This is a genomic window from Collinsella sp. OM04-5 (assembly GCF_003439125.1).
In the GTDB taxonomy this organism is placed as follows: Bacteria; Actinomycetota; Coriobacteriia; order Coriobacteriales; family Coriobacteriaceae; genus Collinsella.
Genome location: NZ_QSUU01000019.1, coordinates 1 through 4,808 on the forward strand (window position 1 = coordinate 1; position 4,808 = coordinate 4,808).

Consider the following 4,808-nt stretch of genomic DNA (forward strand, 5'->3'; position numbering starts at 1 on the left):
AGGCGAACGCGGCCACCGCGGCCGAGCTCGTGAGGTGGCTGTGGGCCCTCGGCACGATGTGCCGGGAGGGCGCGGAATAGACATAAGCCCCCGTCCCGGCGAGCCGGGCAGCCTTCGGGGACACCCCCGTTCTCGCTGTGCGCGCGGCGGCCGCCGCATGCGCGAAGACAGACTAGGGGAACCCCGCCGAAGGAGAGGATTGCGGGCCGCCGGAGCGGTATCCGCGGATATGAGACTGAGCCGAAGGCGTCGATGACATGCCGGGGGCGGACCGGGACGGGTTTAACGGCAGGCCCCGCCGACCGATTGCAAGCGGTCGGCGGGGCCATTGTGGCCCTTGACAGTGGATTGGGTCATATGAGCGAGCGGGCTCCGGGTGCCCCAGGTTGCCGCGAAAGAGGAGGGAAGCGTACTCTATGTACGCGACCGACGATTGAGGGGCAAGATGGGGTGCCCGGGGCTCGCGCAGCGTCAACAAAAAACGCGGTTCGTTAGAACCGCGTAAGATAGTTGGAGCGGACAACGGGGCGTCTGCGTATTCGCTTCGCGGATCCGCACCGGCTTCGGCCGCCTGCCGGCGTCCTCGCCAGCTCGCTACAAACGCTCCGCGTTTGCTTAACGCTCGCTCCCTCTCGGGTTCGAGCCCAAGCGATGGGTACGAAAAAGCCCGGCTACCGTAGTAGTCGGGCTGCTGCGTTTGGAGCGGACAACGGGGCTCGAACCCGCGACCCCAACCTTGGCAAGGTTGTGCTCTACCAACTGAGCCATGTCCGCATATGTAAAACAAAACGGGCGCCGGAGCGCCCGGATGTTGCCTGGAGGCGAAGCCCGGATTCGAACCGGGGGTAAAGGCTTTGCAGGCCTCTGCCTTACCACTTGGCCACTTCGCCGAAAAAGGACCGCCTAAACGGTCCGGAAATGCAATGGAGCGGACAACGGGGCTCGAACCCGCGACCCCAACCTTGGCAAGGTTGTGCTCTACCAACTGAGCCATGTCCGCTTGCGGGTTATTAATTTACGCGAGTTGTCCAAAAGACGCAAGTACTTTTTTCAAAAAACTTGTCTGCCGCATGTTCTTAGTAGCTAAACGCGCTAAAGCGATTGGCTAGGCACACGACTCCAGCGCTCCGCTAAACAGCTTCACCATCTGCACGCGCGTGCCGGCGCCGTCCGCACGACGAGCAACCTCCACGTTATCGACGAGCATACGCATAAGCTTGATACCACGGCCGCGCTCCTCTGATGCGACCGGTTCGCTCGTTTCATCGATAGAATAGCCGGCACCTCGATCAAGCACCTCAACCACAACGCGATCGCCATAGGCCTGAACCGTCAGGACGCACCCGATACCGCCCGCATGGTCATAGGCATTACCCAGCGCCTCCCCCGACGCCAATGCGACATCGTACCGCTCGTCACGGCGCAACGGAAGCGATTCAAGGAGTTCGGCGATGCGATGTCGGTAGTATGGAAGATTCTCGATACCCTGACGGACCTCGACGCTCTTACTCCAGCGAGGCAGCTCCCCCACCGGAATGGCGGGAATAGACTCCCGTGCCGGCCCCGCGACATGAAGAATATCGACAAGACGAGCAATCTCCAAAAAGCGAACAACTTCACCTGATGCATTGACGAGCGAAAGCAGGCCTTCTCGCCTCATGAGCTCACGAGCGCGCGTAAGCAGGAATGCCAAGCCCGTCGAATCGATAAAGCTGACAGCCTGACAGTTGATGACGACACGACGCACGCCGCGGCCAATCAAAGCATCCAACCGCCGACGCAGCGCAGGCACCGTGGCGATGTCGATATCGCCTGGTGGCGTCAAAACCGCTATGTCATTCCACTCATTCATACGACCATGGTTCCCCAAAAAAGCCCACTCGATGCATTCGTTTCCCCAACCGTACGGATTCAGCCCGCCCAGCGTCGTCTATGAACGACCCCGTAAAAACTCAAGGGACACCAATGCAATGTCATCGTCCAGCGCCGATTCGGTAAATCGGTCGAGCTCGCCCAAGACCTTGCCGCAAATGCCCGACACGCCCTCACCCGAGACAGAGAGCAGAAGGTCGCGAAGGCGCTGCTCGCCAAAGAAAGCACCCGAGCGGTCACGCGCTTCGATTGTTCCGTCGGTGTACATAAATAGCATGTCACCAGGAGCGAACGTAAACACGCCTGTCTCGTACACCATGCTCTCAAAGGCACCGATTACCCCCGATTGGCATCCAAGCAGCTCGACCTCTCCCCCACGAGCCTCGCCGCCACCCAGCGGCATCGACTCTGGCCTGATGACCATGGTCGGAGGATGGCCCGCCGAACAATACGTTGCGCGTCCGGCTTTAAGGTCAATCTTGGCGATAAAGGCCGTCACGAACGTCTCGACCCTCGAAAAGCCCATAAGCATGCTATTAAGGGAGCGTGCCATGCGGGCCGGTCCAGCGCCCTCCCAGGCATATGCCGTCAGGGCCGTCTTGACGAGTGCGGACATCGATGCAGCCTCAATGCCTTTGCCAGACACATCGCCCAGAATCATGACGGCGCAATCGTCGGGAAGACGGATGAGCGTATAGAAATCGCCGCCGACCAACGCCGAGTTCGTGGCCGACAGGTACACCGAATCGGCGGCGATTCCCGGAACATCCCCCAGTGAATTTCTCATGCCAATCTGGAGGGTCTGAGCGATATGGCGCTCCTCACGCTTTTGAGATTCGCCTTCATAGATCAGTTCAAAGTCATGAGCCAAGTGCACCAAGTAGTCATATTCAAGGTCATCAATCGGCTCTTGGCTACCATCACGAAGCAGCAGCGCACGCGTCGTCGGCCCCTTCGCAACAGAAGCAGGAACGATCGCGTCGTTACTGTGCTTGCCATCGCCCTCAGGGCGCGGGCGCCCCGCCTCGATGCCGGCGTCGACGTAGAGACCCTGGCAAGGCAGGCCATGCGCCCTAAGCCAGCCTCCCATAGGCATCGATTCGTCAACGCGAGTTATACGGACGTGTTTAAGGTCCTCGGCGCTCGTGCCGCCCAAAACAGATGCCTCAAAGCCATCAGGGCCAGCCCCCAGACGTGCCGCTGGCGCCGTCGTGGAAAAGAAAAGCTTCTCGGGATCGTCCGGCAAAGCAACGCGACTGCCGCCTTCAAAATCTATGACGTAGGAATCCAGACTGGCGTCATACTCAATAGGGCAAAAATGGCAGTTGAGCATATTGCAGATCTCGGACGATACCGCCTGGGTAGCCGCGGCGGAATCGTCTAGAAAGGTAAACAACTCGTCACGCAAGACATTGAGCGAGCGGCCAAGCTCGGCCGTGCGACGGGAGCGAAGGCTCGATGCCATGCCGACCAGCTGGATAGACAGGTAATCGCAAATGACCTCGAGCACATTAACGTCATAGGCGAGCGGTGCCTGAGGGCGTTTCCAACCAACTTCCAGCACGCCAAGGATCTGCGTACCGTAAAAAACGGGAAGACAGATCTCGCTGCGGTACGGAGGCATATCCTGCATGCGCAACAGGTGCTTAGAACGATTGTCCAGATCCATGAACATACCGGAGGCGACCTTATCACCCTCAAGGTCCTGTTGAATCGACAAGCGACAGGCACGCGACTCACGAAGAACATACGTCGGAATGCCAGCGCCATACGGCAAAAACTCAGGCAGGTAGCTGTCGTACAGCTCCTTGGAAACACCGCGAAGTTTAAAACCACCGCTCTCAGAAAAATAGATAGCGGCACCCGAAGCATCGAGCGTTCCTACAAGCTGGTTCAAAACGGTATCAAGTAGGCTGGGCAGCTCATCGGAGCCCACGGTACTCATAATGACCGAGAGCGTGCCAGAGAGGCGCTTGTTCGCCACTCTAAGCTCCGAAAGCGCACGCTTGAGTTGCCGGTCGTGAGAATACTGTTCCTCGATACTGTGAAGCGCCACCAGGACACGTGGTGCGCGGCGCCCAAAGATGTGTGGAGGCGTTACGGAGCCCGCACGAACCAAGACGGGAATAAAAGAGCCGTCACTCAGCTTGAGCATCAGTTCGTTCTCGGAGCCATCAGTTTCAAATGGCAGACGATGTTCCGTCGCACGTTCAAAAGCGGACGAGTACAGGACGTCTTTAACATCTCCGCCGATGACGTCGGCGCGTTCCTCGCACATCAAACCAAGTAAGCGATTATTCACATGCAGAATGGTTCCGTCGAGCTCGCAGATGATGACAGCATCGCTCGTGATCTCGACTAGTTGGGCAACGTCTGCCCACTCGTTGCGTTCAAGCGTTTCCATCGTGGACCTCACCGTCTATCGGTAACAAAAAAGCCTCCGAAGAGGCTTCTCAAATGCGATGGTGTCGGAGGCGGGACTTGAACCCGCATGACCAAAAAGCGGTCACTAGCACCTCAAGCTAGCGCGTCTGCCAATTCCGCCACTCCGACATGCTATGTTGTTGATTCGCGGTTCGTTTTGTTGGACCCGCGCGTTCAACGAGGAAGATAATAACCTATGATTCGAGAACTGTGCAAGCACTTTTTTGAAAAAAGTTTACGAATTTGTAAATGCGCAGGTAGATCTGTATATCCGGTTCGGAATGGGGGCAGCTTCCCAGCGCGTCCTCGGGCATGCGGTACATTTTGATCCGCGCTTCGCGCTACAAAATGTACCGCCCCCTGCGGAATGCGCTGGGAAGCTGCCCCCATTCCGAACCTACGTTAACATGCTCCAGGCAAAGTTCCTAAACATATTCTGGGGCTGATAAGAATTTAGTGGCTCGGCTTTGCCGAGCCCTTATATGGGAAGGCCGGAGCCAAAGCTCCGGCCT

At 58.0% G+C, this 4,808-nt stretch carries 2 protein-coding genes and 4 tRNA genes; all 6 read right to left on the minus strand.

What is annotated here, in order from left to right; all coding sequences use genetic code 11:
* Nucleotides 1-698: 698 nt before the first annotated feature.
* Nucleotides 699-774, minus strand: a tRNA-Gly gene (locus tag DXB53_RS09695).
* Nucleotides 775-816: 42 nt separating this feature from the next.
* Nucleotides 817-890 (minus strand) — tRNA-Cys (locus tag DXB53_RS09700).
* A 34-nt stretch (nt 891-924) separates the two neighbouring features.
* A tRNA-Gly gene (locus tag DXB53_RS09705) sits at nt 925-1,000 on the minus strand.
* Between the two features lie 105 nt (nt 1,001-1,105).
* Complete coding sequence (locus DXB53_RS09710) at nt 1,106-1,852, minus strand: anti-sigma factor antagonist (RefSeq protein WP_117584282.1); 747 nt, start codon at nt 1,850-1,852, stop codon at nt 1,106-1,108.
* 78 nt (nt 1,853-1,930) lie between these two features.
* Entirely contained in the window at nt 1,931-4,276 is a 2,346-nt protein-coding gene (locus DXB53_RS09715; protein ID WP_117584283.1) for a GAF domain-containing SpoIIE family protein phosphatase, read from the minus strand.
* A 59-nt stretch (nt 4,277-4,335) separates the two neighbouring features.
* Nucleotides 4,336-4,425, minus strand: a tRNA-Leu gene (locus DXB53_RS09720).
* Nucleotides 4,426-4,808 lie beyond the last annotated feature (383 nt).